The sequence below is a fragment of the Mycobacterium sp. E3198 genome, assembly GCF_001667015.1.
Lineage (GTDB): Bacteria > Actinomycetota > Actinomycetes > Mycobacteriales > Mycobacteriaceae > Mycobacterium.
The window spans coordinates 62,812-76,323 of record NZ_LZIS01000244.1; the positions used below are offsets into that span (position 1 = coordinate 62,812).

The following is a 13,512-nucleotide window of genomic DNA, read 5'->3' on the forward strand; positions in this document are numbered from 1 at the left end:
AGTATTACTTGCGCAGCAACAAATCCCCGGGGTCCGGCGCGTCGCGCGGCCCGGGCGGGACCCCGGCGGCCTCAGAGGCGTAGCCGATCGCGATGGCGCCCAACGGCTCCCAGTCGGCGGGCAGCTCGAGTTCGGCGCGGACCAACTCGGCGGCGAAGATGGTCGAGCCGATCCAGCAGCTGCCCACCCCCCGCACCGCCAGCGCGACCAGCAGGGCCTGCACGGCCGCGCCGACCGCGACCGTGAACATGGTGTGCTCGGCCTCGGTGCGGGCCGCGTCGGGGTAGGCGTGGGCGCCCTCGGGGACGAGGAACGGGATCACCACTTCGGGTGCGTCGTAGAGGATCTGGCCGCGCGCCACCCGCCGTTCGATCGCGTCGGCGGGCCGCCGGTCCCCGGCCAGGTCGGAGCGCCACCTGTCCTTCATGCGGTCCAGCAGCCGGGTCCGGGTGTCCGGGGTCCGCAGCCACACGAACCGGACCGGCCGGGTGTGGTGGGGGGCCGGCGCGGTCAGGGCCTCGGCGACGGCGTCCTCGATGAGCTCCGGCGGCACCGGCTGGTCGGCGAACCGGCGCACCGACCGGCGCACCAGCTGGGCCTGCCGACGGCCCAGGTCGATGGCCTCCGCGGTGCCCAGCCAGAACAGATCCTCGTCGCCGGGGCGCAGCAGTTGCCGCGCCGTCGAGCCGTCGTCGGTGACGGCGAGCCCGCGCACGACGGCCACCGGCAGCGCGGTCAGTTTGCCCTTGACCAGATCGGCGGCGGCCGCCACCTCGTCGGCGATCGCGATCTCGGTGACGAGCAGCTCGTTGCCGTGCGCATCGACGGCCCCCGCATAGCCGTGCAGCACCCGCAGCCCGGCGGCGCCGACGGCCGCGTCGGTCTGGCCGTTGCGCCAGGCGCGGCCCATGGTGTCGGTGATGACGACGGCGACGTCGACGCCGAGCCGCTCGCGCAGCGCGGCGCGCAGCGCGGCGGCGCTCGCGTCGGGATCGACCGGCAGCAGCGCCAGCTCGTCGCGGCCGACGTTGGACCCGTCCACGCCGGCGGCGGCCTGGACCAGGCCGAGCCGGTTCTCGGTGATCAGCGTCTGGCCCTTGCGCGCCAGCACGCGCACCGCCTCGTCGTCGACGAGCTTGCGGCGCAGCCGATCGCGCTCCTCGGCGTCCCGCGGGGCCGGCACCAGGCGCCCCTCGCACTTGGACACCACCTTGCTGGTGACCACCACGACGTCGCCGTCGCGCAGCCAGGGCGCCGCCGCGGCGACCGCCGCGCCGAGGTCGTCTCCCGGCCGGAACTCGGGCAGCCCGGTGACGGGGAGGATCTCGACGGTGGCCGCGGTGCCGTGCTCGGTCACTGGTCCACGCCCGCCAGTTCCAGCCCGGCCCTGACCATCTCGGCCGTCGCCTTGGGGTCGGTCATCAACAGCGGCACCGCGCGCACGGCGACCCCGTCGATGTCGGCCTCGTCGCCCTCGTGGATCAGCCAGCAGTCCAGGATCCCGGTGCCCCGCCGCGAGCCGAAATGCCGGCCGACCGCCTCCGCGGTGGACTGGACCCCGATCACGGACAGGCACGCATCGGCCATGCCGCGCAACGGCTTTCCGCCGATGATCGGGGAGTAGCCGACGACCGGGGCTGTGGCGGCGCGCAGCGCGCCGCGGATGCCGGGGACGGCCAGGATGGCCCCGACGCTCACGACCGGGTTGGACGGCGCCAGCAGGATGACGTCGGCGTCGGCGATCGCCGCCACCGCTTCGGCTGCGGCACCGGCCTTTTCGGCGCCGACGAACGCGAAGCTGTGCGTTGGCACCTGCGCCCGGTAGCGCACCCACCATTCCTGGAAGTGGATCGCCCGCCGGCTCCCGTCGGCCGGATCGGTGATCACCACGTGCGTCTCGCAGCGGTCGTCGGTGGCCGGCAGCAGCCGCGCGCCCGGCCGCCAGCGATCGCACAACGCCGCGGTGATCTGCGACAGCGGGTAGCCCGCGCCCAGCATCTGGGTGCGCACCAGGTGGGTGCCCAGGTCGCGGTCGCCGAGCTGGAACCAGTCGGGCTGCACGCCGTAGCGCGCCAATTCCTCCTTGGCGTGCCATGTTTCGTCGCGGTGCCCCCACCCGCGCTCCGGGTCGACCCCTCCACCTAAGGTGTACATGCAGGTGTCCAAATCCGGACAGACGCGCAACCCGTGGATCCAGGCGTCGTCGCCGACGTTGACGACCGCGGTCAGCTCGTGGCTGTCGGTGTGTGGGCCCTGTTGCGTTGCAAACTGACCCAGCCCGAACAGCTGTTGAACCCCCAGCAGGAACCGGGCGCCGCCAACCCCACCGGCCAGAACCGTGACCTTCACTTGACCTTCACAGGGCTCGACAGTACTGCCCGTGATCCGACTGTGATGGACACGCCGACGGCCCAAAAACAACGGAAACGCCGGAATTTGGTCACGAGATGATATGGAAATGCGCCGAAACGCTTGACCAGGCAGATCAACCCGTGTCTAATCACATCAGTGTCATTTCCCGGTTGGCCGGCCGATTCCGGTGTCGCAGACCGAGATTCGATCACATGTTCGAATTGTCTGTACATCAGAACAGTGGGAACACACTCACTCTCTCAAATCAAAGCTGAGGAGGCGGACGAAGCATGTCTTATGAGCACCTTCGGGGCGTTATGACAGGCACACCGCAGACCATGATCGGCTCGGCGCCGGCGGCACCGGTCCGTCCGCACCTGACTGTGGTTCCCGACGCCCCAGTCGCTTTCGAGCCCGAACCCCTTCCGCCGGCGACGCCGGATCAGTGGCAGGACCGCGCGCTGTGCGCGCAAACCGACCCCGAGGCCTTCTTCCCGGAGAAGGGCGGCTCCACCCGCGAGGCCAAGAAGATCTGCCTGGGGTGCGAGGTGCGCCACGAGTGCCTGGAGTACGCCCTGGCGCACGACGAGCGCTTCGGCATCTGGGGCGGCCTCTCCGAACGGGAACGCCGCCGCCTCAAGCGCGGCATCATCTGACACGCGAGGTCATTCGTCGTCGATCGTGGGGTCGATGACGGAGGGCTCGACGTCCAGGTAGATGGCCACCTGGGCCACCAGGATTTCGTGCAACAGCTCGCCGAGTTCGTCGGTGTCCTTGGCCCGTCGCTCAATCGGCTTGCGGAACAAGACAATTCGCGCCCGCGTCGCGTTGCCCCGGACGTCGACGCCGGCCGGGATCAACCGGGCGAGCGCGATCGGGCCGTCGGCGATGACCTCCGGCGGCCACTGCACGCTGTCGGGGTCCTTGGCGGCGATCCGGGGGATCTCGTCGACGGCCACATCCAGTTCGGACACCCGTTCCTGCCAGCGCCGCTCGATCGGCTCGTAGGCCTCCAGCACCGCCATGTCGAACCGCTCGGCCCGGCTGCGCCAGCCGGGCACGGTCGGCGGCAGCAGCGGACCGCGCATGTCGCGGCCGCGGCGCGACCCGCGGTAGGAAGCCGACCGGCGCACCGGCCGATCGCCGTGCGGGGAGCCGCGGGAATCGCCGCGGGATTCACTCATTGGGCAGATGGTAACGGTTGTACATCGCGGGTCGGGCGGATGCGCGTGTCCGGCGCTTCGGTGGCGTTTGCGCACGATAGCCTTTCGGCGTGAACGTTCCCCGTCGCTGTTGCCGGCCCGGGTGTCCGCACTACGCCGTGGCGACCCTGACGTTCGTCTACTCGGATTCGACGGCGGTGGTGGGCCCGCTCGCCACCGCGCGCGAACCGCACTCCTGGGACCTGTGCGTCGGCCACGCCGGCCGGATCACCGCTCCCCGCGGCTGGGACCTGGTGCGCCACGCCGGCCCACTGCTCGCCGAGCCCACCCACCCCCACGACGACGACCTGGTCGCCCTCGCCGACGCGGTGCGCGAGGGGCGGCCGGGCGATGGGCACCTGCCGCACCCCGGCCCGCCGCTCAACGGCTTTTCCGATCCCCACATCCACGCCGGAGCCCAGGCCACCGCGCCGAGCAGCGGGCTGCTCGCGCCGCCTGAGCGCCGCTCCGGTCGCCGTCGCGGACATCTGCGGGTGCTGCCGGACCCCTCCGACTAGCCGGGGTCTAGCCGGGTCCGGCCGGGTCGGCTCTGAGGTCTAACGCGCCGCAGGTTTTTCCCGGGCCGATAGGCTGACGCCAAGAGCCCCACCGTCCGGAGCGTCAGGAGTTTCGCATGTCACGGTCCGCCGCGACCGTTCGCCGCGTCGTCAAGGCATACGACGTGCGCGGGCTGGTCGGCGAGGAACTCGACGAGGAGCTGGTCGCCGATCTGGGCGCCGCGTTCGCCGCGTTGATGCGCGCCGAGGGCGCCCGGCAGGCGGTGCTCGGCCACGACATGCGGGACAGCTCGCCGGGACTGGCCGCGGCGTTCGCGCGCGGGGTGCTGGGCCAGGGCCTGGACGTGGTGCGCATCGGGTTGGCGTCCACGGATCAGCTCTATTTCGCCTCCGGGCTGCTGGACTGCCCGGGCGCGATGTTCACCGCGAGCCACAACCCGGCGGCCTACAACGGCATCAAGCTGTGCCGCGCCGGCGCCAAACCCGTCGGGGCGGACACCGGGCTGAGCACCATCAGCGGCCAACTGACCGGGGACCTGCCGGGCTTTCCGGCGTACGACGGCCCACCGGGGACCGCCACCGATCGCGACGTGCTGGCCGACTACGGGGCGTTCCTGCGTTCGCTGGTCGACACCTCCGGGCTGCGCCCGCTGCGGGTGGCCGTCGACGCCGGCAACGGCATGGCCGGCCACACCGCCCCGGCCGTGCTGGGCGCGATCGACTCGATCACCGTGCTGCCGTTGTACTTCGAACTCGACGGGACGTTCCCCAACCACGAGGCCAACCCGCTCGACCCGGCCAACCTGGTGGACCTGCAGAAATTCGTGCGCGACAACGGCGCCGACATCGGGCTGGCCTTCGACGGCGACGCCGACCGCTGCTTCGTGGTCGACGAGCGCGGGGAGCTGGTGTCGCCGTCGACGGTGACCGGCCTGGTGGCCGCCCGGGAGCTGGGCCGGGAGATCGGCGCCACGATCATCCACAACGTGATCACCTCCCGCGCGGTGCCCGAACTGGTCACCGAGCGCGGCGGCACGCCGCTGCGCTCGCGGGTCGGCCACTCCTATATCAAGGCGCTGATGGCCGACACCGGCGCGATCTTCGGCGGGGAGCACTCCGCGCACTATTACTTCCGGGATTTCTGGGGCGCCGACTCGGGGATGCTGGCGGCGCTGTACGTGCTGGCCGCCCTCGGCGAGCACGAACGGCCGCTGTCGGAGCTGACCGCCGACTACCAGCGCTACGAGTCGTCGGGCGAGATCAACTTCACGGTGGCCGACGCGACGTACTGCGTGGATACAGTGCTGAAATCGTTCGGCACCCGGATTCAGTCCATCGATCACCTGGACGGGGTGACGGTCGATTTGGGCGACGGCAGCTGGTTCAACCTGCGCAGCTCGAACACCGAGCCGCTGCTGCGGCTCAACGTGGAGGGCCGCACCGCCGAGGACGTCGACGCCGTCGTCGCCCAGATCCGCGCCGAGATCGCCGGGGCCACACCGTGAACGCCACCGCGGCGATCGACCTCGAGGACGCCGACCGCCTCCTCGCGGCCGACACCGACGGCCTGTTGCGGGCGGCGTCGTCGGCCGGCGCGCAGGTGCGCGCGATCGCCGCGGCCACCGACGAGGGCGCGCTTGATTCGCTGCGGGCCGACGACCGCGCGCGCAGCGTGATCTGGGTGGCCGGCCGCGGGACGGCCGAGACCGCCGGCGCCATCCTCGCCGCGACGCTGGGCGGGGTGGCCTCCGAACCGATCGCGGTCACCGGCGAGGCGCCGCCGTGGGTCGGCCCGCTGGACGTGCTGGTGGTCGCGGGCGACGACCCCGGCGATCCCGCGCTGGTCAGCGCCGCCGCCACCGGGGTGCGCCGGGGCGCGCGGGTGGTCGTGGCCGCCCCGTACGAGGGCCCGTTGCGCGACTCCACCGCCGGGCGCGCCGCCGTGCTGGAGCCGCGGGTCTGGGTGCCCGACGAGTTGGGGCTGTGCCGCTACCTCGCCGCGGGCCTGGCCGTCCTGAACACCGTCGACCCCCGGCCGGGCGGGCAGGACCTCGGTGTGCTCGCCGACGAGCTGGATGCCGAGGCGTTGCGCAACAGCGCCGCCCGCGAGCTGTTCACCAACCCCGCCAAGACGATTGCCGCGCGGATGGTCGGCCGCCGGGTCGCGCTGGCGGGCGACTGCGCCGCCACGCTGGCCCTGGCCCGGCATGGCAGCTCGGTGCTGCTGCGGCTCGCCCACGAGGTGGTCGCCGCCACCGGGTTGGCGGATGCCGTGCTGGCGCTGCGGGCGGCCGCGGTCACGGGTGACGGGTCGGTGGATGACCTGTTCCACGACGAGGAGATCGACGGGCCGCGGCCCGAGCGGCTGCGGGTGCTGGCCCTGACCCTGTCGGCCGAACAGACGGTGGTGGCCGCCCGGACGGCGGGGCTCGACGACGTGTACCTGCTTGCCGCCGAGGACGTCCCGGACGGGCCCGGCGGCTCGGCCGGTTCGACGGTCGCGCCGGCGGTGGGGGGCGCCATCAGCGCCGAGCAGCAACTGGCAGTATTGGCCGTTCGGCTCGAGATGGCCGCGGTTTACATGCGACTGGTGCGGGGATAGATAGACAAGTGGAATTGCTTCGCGGGGCCTTGCGGACGTACGCCTGGGGATCGCGCACCGCCATTGCGGAATTCACCGGGCGCACGGTCCCGGCGGCCCATCCGGAGGCCGAGCTCTGGTTCGGCGCCCACCCCGGGGACCCGGCCTGGCTGGAGACCGACCAGGGCGAGGTCTCGTTGCTGGAGGCGCTGGTCGCCGACCCGGAGGGACAGCTCGGCGCGGGCTCGCGGGCCCGGTTCGGGGACGTGCTCCCGTTTTTGGTCAAGGTGCTGGCCGCCGACGAGCCGCTGTCGCTGCAGGCGCACCCGAGCGCCGAGCAGGCGGTCGAGGGCTACCTGCGCGAGGAGCGGCTGGGCATCCCGGTGTCCTCGCCATTGCGCAACTACCGCGACACCTCCCACAAGCCGGAGTTGCTGGTGGCGCTGCAGTCGTTCGAGGCGCTGGCCGGATTTCGCCAGGCGTCGGCGACCATCGAGCTGCTGCGTGCGCTGGCCGTATCCGACCTCGACCCCTACATCGACCTGCTGAACGACCAATCCGACGCCGACGGGCTGCGCGCGCTGTTCACCACCTGGATCACCGCGCCGCAGCCCGACATCGACGTGCTGGTCCCCGCCGTGCTGGACGGCGCCATCGCCTACGTCAGCTCCGGGGCAACGGAATTCGCGGCCGAGGCCAAGACGGTGCTGGAGCTCGGTGAACGCTATCCCGGCGACGCCGGCGTGCTGGCGGCGTTGTTGCTCAACCGCATCACCCTGGCCCCGGGCGAGGCGATCTTCGTGTCGGCCGGCAACCTGCACACCTATCTGCGCGGCTTCGCCGTCGAGGTGATGGCCAACTCCGACAACGTGTTACGCGGCGGGCTCACCCCCAAACACGTCGACGTGCCCGAGCTGTTGCGGGTGCTTGACTTCACCCCGACCACCGAGGCCCAACTGCGCCCGCACGTCCGCTGCGAGGGGTTCGGCCGGATCTACCAGACGCCGACCGCCGAGTTCGCCGTCGCGCTGCTGGCGCTCGACGGCGAGTACCTCGGCCACGAGGTCGACGCGACGTGCAGCCACGAGGGCCCGCAGATCCTGTTGTGCAGCGAGGGCTGCGTGATCGTGCACGCCAAGTCCGGCTCGCTCACTCTGGAACGGGGCATGGCCGCCTGGGTGGCGGCCGACGACGGGCCCATCCGACTGGTCGCGCGCAAGCCCGCCAAGCTGTTCAGGGTGACCGAAGGGCTGTGACGGGGGGGCGCCGGGCCTCCCGGCGCTCCCGCAGCCACAGCCGCATGTTGTGCGCCATGGCGCGCCCGACGATCCGCGGCGGCGGAACCATGTACAGGCTGTCCAACAGCGAGAACCGGCGCAAAAACCATTCGGCCAGAACGGGATCGGTTTCGGCAGCCCCGAGGAACTGGTCGAACAGCGCCCCGGAGGGCCGCCACCACCAGGGCACGGCTCCCTTGGTGGTGGCGTGGTGGAACGTCACGTCGCCGATGGCGTTCATCATCCACACCGGGTAGGTGGTCTTGGCGGTGGCCCGGTTCAGCTCGCGGGCCAGGTCGTCGGATCGCAGCGCGCGGCGCAGGTGGCCGGCCTGCAGCGACGTCATCGTCATGCCCTGGCCGAACGTGGGGTTGAAGCTGGCCACGGCGTCACCGAACGGGACGATGCCGGCCGGGAAGCGGTCCAGCTTGTGGTAGCGGCGCCACCGGCTGGCCGGAAACGCGTGAAACGCCGGCTCCCCGAAGGGTTCCGCCTGCGCCAGTGCGGCGTTGAAATGCGCCGGCAGCAGCTTGTCGGCCAGCGCGAGCATCTCCGGGAACGTCCTGGGCGGTTTGGCGTCGGCCACGCCGAACGTGGTCAGCACCCAGACGCGGTCCTCGTAATGCAGCATGCCCAGCCCGAGCGACTCGTCGTGGGAGGCGCCGGCGACCACCACCTTCTCGGCGATCACGCCGTCGGGCATGCGGAACTGGTGGGACGCGTAGTGGATGCCGATGTCCATGGTGGCCTCGACCGGGCGCTGAAACCCCCACTGCTCCAACCACACCGGCAACCGGGTGCCCCGGCCCGCCGCGTCGACGACGAGGTCGGTCGGCACGAACTCCGGCTCGCCCCCGTCTCGGGCGTCCAGCAGCACGCCGGTGACGCGTTGGAGCCCGCCGTCGTAGCGCGGCTCGGAAACCGACCGCCGCACGATCTCGACGTTGGCGATCTCGCGCACCCGCCGGCGCAGCTGCCACTCCAGGTGCGGCCGGCTGGGCACGTACGCGGTGAACTCGTCGCGCAGCGTGTGACCCGTCCCGAGGACATGGCCCGCGGCGCCGAGGTGGATGCAGTCCGGCCGGTTCTCCAGCATCGGCACGCCCGCGGCCACCATGTCGGCCAGCAGGCCGGGAAACAGGCTCTCGAACTCCGCCGCCCCGCGCGCCATCAGCATGTGTAGATGCCGGTCCTGCGGGACCGCCGCGCGATTCGCCGGCGCGCCCGGCAATTCGTCGCGCTCATAGACCGTCACCCGCGAGTAGCAATCGGACAGCACCCGCGCGGCACACAACCCCGCGATGCTCCCCCCGATGACCGCCGCGTGATCCCGTGCGTTCCCCCCGCTTCCCGCCATGCCCGCAGACTACCCAGTACTGTGCGGTCCAACGGGTGTGCGCACCGGGAAGGGGGCGGCGGAATGGCAAATCGGTGGCGCACCAAGTCGGTCGAGCAGTCGATCGCCGACACCGACGAGCCCGAGACCCGGCTGCGCAGGGAGCTGACGTGGTGGGACCTGACCGTGTTCGGCGTCGCGGTGGTGATCGGCGCCGGCATCTTCACCGTCACCGCGTCCACCACCGGCGACATCACCGGGCCCGCCATCTGGATCTCGTTCGTGATCGCCGCCGTCACCTGCGCGCTGGCCGCCCTGTGCTACGCCGAGTTCGCCTCGACGCTGCCGGTGGCGGGCAGCGCCTACACGTTCTCCTACGCCACCTTCGGTGAGTTCCTGGCCTGGACCATCGGGTGGAACCTGCTGCTGGAACTGGCGGTCGGCGCGGCCGTCGTGTCCAAGGGCTGGTCGAGCTACCTCGGTAACGTGTTCGGATTCGCCGGTGGCACAGTGCAACTCGGATCGCTCCAGCTCGACTGGGGCGCGCTGCTGATCGTCGCGACGGTGGCGACGCTGATCGCCCTGGGCACCAAGCTGTCGTCGCGGTTCTCCGCGGTGATCACCGGCATCAAGGTGTCGGTGGTGCTGCTGGTCGTGATCGTGGGCGCCTTCTATATCAAGGGCTCCAACTACTCGCCGTTCATCCCGAAGCCCGAGTCCGGCCACGAGGCGTCGGGCATCAATCAGTCGGTGCTCTCGCTGCTGACCGGGGCCCACAGCAGCCACTACGGCCTCTACGGCGTGCTGGCGGGGGCGTCCATCGTGTTCTTCGCGTTCATCGGCTTCGACATCGTCGCCACCATGGCCGAGGAGACCAAGAGGCCCCAGCGCGACGTCCCGCGCGGGATCTTGGTGTCGCTGGGAGTCGTCACCCTGCTGTATGTCGCCGTCGCGGTGGTGCTGTCCGGCATGGTGTCCTACACCCAGCTCAAGACCGTGCCCGGTCACAAGCCGGCCAACCTGGCCACGGCGTTCGCGGCAAACGGGATCGATTGGGCCAGCAAAATCATCGCCATCGGCGCCCTGGCGGGGCTGACCACCGTGGTGATGGTGCTGATGCTCGGGCAGTGCCGGGTGCTGTTCGCGATGGCGCGCGACGGGCTGTTGCCGCGGCCGCTGGCCAAGACCGGGTCGCGCGGCACCCCGGTCCGGATCACGGTCCTGGTCGCGATCGTCGTGGCGGCGACGGCATCGGTCTTCCCGATCACCAAACTCGAGGAGATGGTGAACGTCGGGACGCTGTTCGCGTTCGTCCTGGTGTCGGCCGGCGTCATGGTCCTGCGCCGCACCCGGCCGGACCTGGAGCGGGGGTTCCGGGCCCCGTGGGTACCGGTGCTGCCCGTCGCGTCGATCTGCGCCTGCGTGTGGCTGATGCTCAACCTCACAGCGCTGACCTGGGTGCGGTTCGCCGTGTGGCTGGTGGTGGGCACCGCGATCTACGCCGGCTACGGGTACCGGCACTCCGTGCAGGGACGCCGGGACGCCGGGCGGGAGCCCGATAAAGAACCCGACGCGACCTCCGCGCCGGCATAGGCCGCCGAGCTCGCGGAAGTCCAGGTCGACCCTCCGCGCCGCGCTTTGCGTGTGCACTTGCGGCTTTCCGAGTGAACCCCGGGCGGAAAACGGGCCGGATCCGCGCCCTGACTGCACTTTCGACGCCGTCCGCGCACACCCGGGGCTCTGGCGGCATGCCAGAAGCACCGGTTCGTTTACAAATTAGTGCTCTATGTCTAGACAGGAGACGCAAAGCTCGGTAATGTCCAATTCCAACGTGGTGTGACTCACAAGGAGGTTTGGCATATGACCACACTCAGCCCTACCGATGCGACGACCTGGCGGGACAGGAAGCGCCATCTGTGGCTCATGGGACTCATCGCCCCGACGGCGCTGTTCGTGATGCTGCCGATCGTGTGGGCGCTCAACCGGTTCGGCTGGCACGCCGCCGCGCAGGCGCCGCTGTGGATCGGCCCGATCCTGCTCTATGTCCTGCTGCCGCTGCTCGACGTGCGATTCGGGCCCGACGGGCAGAACCCGCCCGACGAGGTGATGGAGCGGCTGGAGAACGACAAGTACTACCGCCGCTGCACCTACGTCTACATCCCGTTCCAGTACCTCAGCGTGCTGTTGGGCGCCTACCTGTTCACCGCCTCGGACCTGAGCTGGCTCGGGTTTGACGGCGGCCTGGGCTGGGCGGGCAAGCTGGGCGTGGCGCTGTCCGTCGGGGTCCTCGGCGGGGTGGGGATCAACACGGCGCACGAGATGGGGCACAAGAAGGAATCGCTGGAGCGGTGGCTGTCCAAGATCACGCTGGCGCAGACCTGCTACGGCCACTTCTACATCGAGCACAACCGCGGCCACCACGTGCGCGTGTCCACCCCGGAGGACCCGGCGTCGGCGCGCTTCGGCGAGACGTTCTGGGAGTTCCTGCCGCGCAGCGTGTTCGGCAGCCTGCGCTCGGCGTTCGGCTTGGAGGCGCAGCGGCTGCGCCGGCAGGGGAAGAACCCCTGGGACCCCCGGACCTACCCGGGCAACGACGTGCTGAACGCGTGGGCGATGTCGCTGGTGTTGTGGGGCGCGCTGATCGCGGTCTTCGGCGTGGGCCTGCTCCCGTTCGTGATCATCCAGGCGGTGTTCGGGTTCAGCCTGCTCGAGGCCGTCAACTACCTGGAGCACTACGGCCTGCTGCGGCAGCGGCTCGACTCGCCTTCCGGGAAAGCGCGCTACGAGCGGTGCGCGCCGGTGCACAGCTGGAACAGCGACCACATCGTCACCAACCTGTTCCTCTACCACCTGCAGCGGCACAGCGATCACCACGCCAACCCGACCCGCCGGTACCAGACGCTGCGCAGCATGGCGGGCGCGCCGAACCTGCCCAGCGGCTACGCGTCGATGATCTCGCTCACCTACTTCCCGCCGCTGTGGCGCAGGGTGATGGACCACCGGGTGCTCGAGCACTACGACGGCGACATCACCAAGGTCAACGTCCACCCGCGGGTCCGCGACCGGGTGCTGGCGCGCCACGCGGTGAGCGCATGAGCGCCTACCGCTGCCCGGGCTGCGACTACGTTTACGACGAGGCGAAAGGCGCTCCGCGGGAAGGCTTTCCCCCGGGCACGCCCTTCGGCGACATCCCGGACGACTGGTGCTGCCCCGATTGCGCGGTGCGCGAGAAGATCGACTTCGAGAAACAAGGAGCCAACGCATGAGCGACTACAAGCTGTTCCGCTGCATCCAGTGCGGGTTCGAGTACGACGAGGCGCTGGGCTGGCCGGAGGACGGGATCGCGCCCGGGACCCGCTGGGACGATATCCCCGAGGACTGGAGCTGCCCGGACTGCGGCGCGGCGAAGTCCGACTTCGAGATGGTGGAGGTGGCGCGACCGTGAGCGTTACAGTCGCGCCTGTGAAGCGGATGCCGTACGCGGAGGCGTCGCGCGTCCTGTTGCGCGACTCGGTGCTCGACGCGATGCGGGACCTGTTGCTGGCCCGGGACTGGTCGGCCGTCACGCTGGCGGACGTGGCCCGCGCCGCGGGCATCAGCCGGCAGACCATCTACAACGAGTTCGGCTCGCGCCAGGGCCTGGCCCAGGGGTACGCCCTGCGCCTGGCCGATCGGCTGGTCGACGCGGTCGGCGGCGCGATCGACGCCAACGTCGGCCACCTCTACGAGGCGTTCCTGCAGGGCTTCCGTTCCTTCTTCGCCGAGTCGGCGGCCGACCCGCTGGTGATCTCGTTGCTGACCGGCGTCGCCAAGCCGGACCTGCTGCAGCTCATCACCACCGACAGCGCGCCCATCATCACCCGGGCGTCGACCCGCCTGACCGCGTCGTTGACCCAGAGCTGGGTGGCCGCCAGCGACGAGGACGCCGGCGTGCTGGCGCGCGCCATCGTGCGCCTCGCGCTGAGCTACGTGTCGATGCCGCCGGAGGCCGACCACGACGTCGCGGCGGACCTGGCCCGGCTGATGACGCCGTTCGCCGAGCGCCATGGGGTCGCGGCTACAGTGGCGGAGGAACATACCTAAGCTAAGTACCGCTTGGATTCCCATAAGCCCTATGAAGGATGAATGACGCCATGACGACGACCGAAAGCAAGCTCACCGCCGACGTTCGTAACGGTATTGATTTCAAGGTGGCCGATTTGTCGTTGGCGGATTACGGGCGCCGCGATATTGAGCTGTCGGAGCA

15 protein-coding genes are annotated in these 13,512 nt (G+C 70.7%); 11 read left to right on the forward strand and 4 right to left on the reverse strand.

The window, feature by feature from the left end; translation table 11 throughout:
• Positions 1-4: 4 nt before the first annotated feature.
• Both A5673_RS25245 and cofD read right to left on the reverse strand, forming a co-directional pair.
• Positions 5-1,357: a coenzyme F420-0:L-glutamate ligase gene (locus tag A5673_RS25245; protein ID WP_068238898.1), complete on the reverse strand. Its 1,353-nt coding sequence runs from the start codon at positions 1,355-1,357 to the stop codon at positions 5-7.
• Complete coding sequence (cofD, locus tag A5673_RS25250) at positions 1,354-2,349, reverse strand: 2-phospho-L-lactate transferase (RefSeq protein WP_068238900.1); 996 nt, start codon at positions 2,347-2,349, stop codon at positions 1,354-1,356. Before cofD ends, A5673_RS25245 begins: the two co-directional genes overlap by 4 nt.
• Before the next feature lie 320 nt (positions 2,350-2,669).
• On the opposite strand from cofD, the gene A5673_RS25255 reads away from it, so the two are divergent.
• The gene (locus tag A5673_RS25255) at positions 2,670-3,008 is read left to right on the forward strand and encodes a WhiB family transcriptional regulator (protein ID WP_066962075.1); all 339 of its coding nucleotides are present in this window, start codon (positions 2,670-2,672) and stop codon (positions 3,006-3,008) included.
• A gap of 9 nt (positions 3,009-3,017) precedes the next feature.
• Here the strand turns inward: A5673_RS25255 and A5673_RS25260 are convergent, their stop codons facing one another.
• Entirely contained in the window at positions 3,018-3,440 is a 423-nt protein-coding gene (locus A5673_RS25260; protein ID WP_068238927.1) for a metallopeptidase family protein, read from the reverse strand.
• A 185-nt stretch (positions 3,441-3,625) separates the two neighbouring features.
• Here A5673_RS25260 and A5673_RS25265 point away from each other — a divergent pair, with 185 nt between their 5' ends.
• The 4 genes from A5673_RS25265 (at position 3,626) to manA (ending at position 7,909) form a co-directional block, all read left to right on the forward strand.
• Entirely contained in the window at positions 3,626-4,072 is a 447-nt protein-coding gene (locus tag A5673_RS25265; protein WP_082958947.1) for a DUF3499 domain-containing protein, read from the forward strand.
• 116 nt (positions 4,073-4,188) lie between these two features.
• Positions 4,189-5,577: a phosphomannomutase/phosphoglucomutase gene (locus tag A5673_RS25270; protein WP_068238903.1), complete on the forward strand. Its 1,389-nt coding sequence runs from the start codon at positions 4,189-4,191 to the stop codon at positions 5,575-5,577.
• Complete coding sequence (locus A5673_RS25275; RefSeq protein ID WP_068238906.1) at positions 5,574-6,674, forward strand: TobH protein; 1,101 nt, start codon at positions 5,574-5,576, stop codon at positions 6,672-6,674. Before A5673_RS25270 ends, A5673_RS25275 begins: the two co-directional genes overlap by 4 nt.
• 8 nt (positions 6,675-6,682) lie before the next feature.
• Complete coding sequence (manA, locus tag A5673_RS25280) at positions 6,683-7,909, forward strand: mannose-6-phosphate isomerase, class I (protein ID WP_068238908.1); 1,227 nt, start codon at positions 6,683-6,685, stop codon at positions 7,907-7,909.
• Here the strand turns inward: manA and A5673_RS25285 are convergent.
• Positions 7,887-9,287, reverse strand: a complete 1,401-nt coding sequence (locus A5673_RS25285; RefSeq protein ID WP_068238909.1) for an NAD(P)/FAD-dependent oxidoreductase — start codon at positions 9,285-9,287, stop codon at positions 7,887-7,889. The two genes, manA and A5673_RS25285, sit on opposite strands and share 23 nt — an antisense overlap.
• A gap of 63 nt (positions 9,288-9,350) precedes the next feature.
• Between A5673_RS25285 and A5673_RS25290 the strand changes: the two genes are divergently transcribed.
• From A5673_RS25290 to A5673_RS30280, 6 genes are all read left to right on the forward strand, one after another.
• Positions 9,351-10,859 (forward strand): APC family permease, encoded by a 1,509-nt coding sequence (locus A5673_RS25290; RefSeq protein WP_068238911.1) that lies wholly within the window; start codon positions 9,351-9,353, stop codon positions 10,857-10,859.
• 267 nt (positions 10,860-11,126) lie between these two features.
• Positions 11,127-12,362, forward strand: a complete 1,236-nt coding sequence (locus tag A5673_RS25295; RefSeq protein WP_068238912.1) for an alkane 1-monooxygenase — start codon at positions 11,127-11,129, stop codon at positions 12,360-12,362.
• Positions 12,359-12,532, forward strand: a complete 174-nt coding sequence (locus A5673_RS25300) for a rubredoxin (protein WP_068238913.1) — start codon at positions 12,359-12,361, stop codon at positions 12,530-12,532. Before A5673_RS25295 ends, A5673_RS25300 begins: the two co-directional genes overlap by 4 nt.
• Positions 12,529-12,711 (forward strand): rubredoxin RubB, encoded by a 183-nt coding sequence (gene rubB, locus A5673_RS25305; RefSeq protein ID WP_066940784.1) that lies wholly within the window; start codon positions 12,529-12,531, stop codon positions 12,709-12,711. Before A5673_RS25300 ends, rubB begins: the two co-directional genes overlap by 4 nt.
• Before the next feature lie 26 nt (positions 12,712-12,737).
• Positions 12,738-13,349, forward strand: coding sequence for a TetR family transcriptional regulator (locus tag A5673_RS25310; RefSeq protein ID WP_156748613.1), 612 nt, complete (start codon positions 12,738-12,740; stop codon positions 13,347-13,349).
• Positions 13,350-13,399: 50 nt separating this feature from the next.
• A partial coding sequence (locus A5673_RS30280) for an adenosylhomocysteinase (protein WP_231971456.1) occupies positions 13,400-13,512 on the forward strand: 113 nt, incomplete at its 3' end.

What these genes read in the sequence shown, in the direction of transcription:
- A5673_RS25270 (WP_068238903.1), top strand. Translation starts at nt 4,189, where the DNA reads ATGTCACGGTCCGCCGCGACCGTTCGCCGCGTCGTCAAGGCATACGAC.
- A5673_RS25300 (WP_068238913.1), top strand. Translation starts at nt 12,359, where the DNA reads ATGAGCGCCTACCGCTGCCCGGGCTGCGACTACGTTTACGACGAGGCG.
- A5673_RS25260 (WP_068238927.1), bottom strand. Translation starts at nt 3,440, where the DNA reads ATGCGCGGTCCGCTGCTGCCGCCGACCGTGCCCGGCTGGCGCAGCCGG.
- A5673_RS25310 (WP_156748613.1), top strand. Translation starts at nt 12,738, where the DNA reads ATGCCGTACGCGGAGGCGTCGCGCGTCCTGTTGCGCGACTCGGTGCTC.
- A5673_RS25285 (WP_068238909.1), bottom strand. Translation starts at nt 9,287, where the DNA reads ATGGCGGGAAGCGGGGGGAACGCACGGGATCACGCGGCGGTCATCGGG.
- A5673_RS25290 (WP_068238911.1), top strand. Translation starts at nt 9,351, where the DNA reads ATGGCAAATCGGTGGCGCACCAAGTCGGTCGAGCAGTCGATCGCCGAC.
- rubB (WP_066940784.1), top strand. Translation starts at nt 12,529, where the DNA reads ATGAGCGACTACAAGCTGTTCCGCTGCATCCAGTGCGGGTTCGAGTAC.
- A5673_RS25295 (WP_068238912.1), top strand. Translation starts at nt 11,127, where the DNA reads ATGACCACACTCAGCCCTACCGATGCGACGACCTGGCGGGACAGGAAG.
- A5673_RS25255 (WP_066962075.1), top strand. Translation starts at nt 2,670, where the DNA reads ATGACAGGCACACCGCAGACCATGATCGGCTCGGCGCCGGCGGCACCG.